At 43.6% G+C, this 1884-nt stretch carries 1 protein-coding gene; it reads right to left on the bottom strand.

Features of this window, described 5'->3' with window-relative positions:
• Positions 1 to 198: 198 nt before the first annotated feature.
• Complete coding sequence (locus tag GLIP_RS06370; RefSeq protein WP_008843777.1) at positions 199 to 1764, bottom strand: IS1182 family transposase; 1566 nt, start codon at positions 1762 to 1764, stop codon at positions 199 to 201.
• Positions 1765 to 1884 lie beyond the last annotated feature (120 nt).

Below are 1884 nucleotides of genomic sequence, written 5' to 3'. Positions count from 1 at the left end.
TAACGAGCTTGTAGAAAAAGGCTGTTTTGTTTGTGCATTTCCTACTACTCTGTTTATTTTTAAACTTTCACTACTTTGCCTTGAACATCATGATTTTTCAATTTTATTAACGGGATTTTGGGTTAATTTTGTATTCGGCTGTTATGGCATTGCTGGGGATTGATTTTAGCGGGCTTGCGAAGGATTAGTGATGCGAGATTATGCCGCTAACTGACCGTAATTCTTAAGTTTTTCAATGTTGTGTATCAAGCAGTACAAATACCATTGGGTCTGTACCTTATCTTTGCCTCTAAGGCTAAATCGATTCAGCTTTTTATTCGTGCCAATATTGCCAAACACCGGCTCTACCACTGACATTCGATGACTGTAAATTTGTTTTCCCTTAGGGCTATCAACACGGTGCTTCATCCAATCGGTATAATTCGGAGGGCGGTTACTGTCGAGTCTAAACGAGACTTGCCGCCCAGCGCCTTTGCGGTGGTCTGCTGCGCTAGGGTTATGCATACACTGTGTTTTTTTATCGCAGTGTCGACATTGTAATAACTTGCCTTCGAAGTAAGCGGTTTTTATGCCTTGCTCGTTCTCTCGTATACCTCTGAAACTGATGATGTTGCCCGCTGGACAGACGCAACTATTATTCACTGGGTCGAAGCTAAATTCACTCGCCGGAATGACGGTTTTATTACGCGACGTTTTATCTTGATGACGTTTACCGTACTTTTGTTTTTGTTCGCTGAACTTAGGGTCACGGCTTCTGAATCGGTTGTCGGGAATGTAGGCGTTGACGCCATTATCGTGCAGGTATTGCATGTTTGATTCGTTAGCAAACCCTGTATCAGCGGTGATAATGGTTTGCGCTTTAAGGATATCATCACTAATCGCTAAACGCCGGAAACGGTCTTGGATATTGACTAGCACCGGTTGCAAAGTGTGATGCTCTTGTCCTTCACCAAACACTTGAGCATCAACGATAACTTGATGTTTCTTATCCACCGTCGCTACCCCGTTGTACCCTTGGATGGTGCCTTTACTGGTGGTCATTTTTCCAGACTCATTATCCGTGATATTACTTTTGACTTCCTGTATCCGCTTGCCTTTTCCCATCCGTGGAGCCGCTTGCTTTAGGAACGCATCAATCTTGTCATGTGCTTTATTTAAGGTGTCTATCGTTTGCGCGGCACGCTGTTTACGGACTTCATCCGCCGCTTCACATTTGTCCAATTTCTCATGCTCACGCATCTGATAACGGATTTGCCGCTTGAGCTTCGCCCGCTTTTCTTTAAGCTCTTTAAATGTACCCGACCACTCTTTGGCCGCATTTGAAGACATTTTGCAACCGTCAATGGCAAACAGCTCGTTGCCTAGTAAACCCTGAGTATGACATATCAACAGCACATGTTCGAAGACCTTCTCAATCTCCTTTCTGCGCCCACTGACAAAGTTGGCAATAGTTGTGAAGTGCGGCACTGTGTCACAACTCAACGCCTTAAAAATCACATTGGTTTCACAGCACCACTGGATTTCACGACTCGAGGTAATGCCTTTGGAATAGGCAAACAGAATTATTTTCAACAATGCCCCAGGATCATAAGCTGGCCGTCCAGTAGCATCATTCTGGTACTTAGGATAAAACACGGACAAATCGAGTCGCTCATCAATCAAATGATGAATCGCATGCTCAAATGTACCGGACTGAAGTTGGTCAAGATAATTAATCACGACCATAGAATTTTGCTGATAATTAAGAGGGATAAAGCGTGGCATCACCAAGGCTCCTGTGCCTAATTGATAATACCTATTGGATCACAAACGATGATCTGTGGGAAGCAATAATTGTGTATTTTTTATACCTGATTTGAGGTTTTTCTACAGCCTCAACGTCCG

The organism is Aliiglaciecola lipolytica E3 (assembly GCF_000314975.1).
Classification (GTDB): domain Bacteria; phylum Pseudomonadota; class Gammaproteobacteria; order Enterobacterales; family Alteromonadaceae; genus Aliiglaciecola; species Aliiglaciecola lipolytica.
Note: the sequence above shows the minus strand (reverse complement) of the source record. Positions and strands in the feature narration are given on the sequence as shown.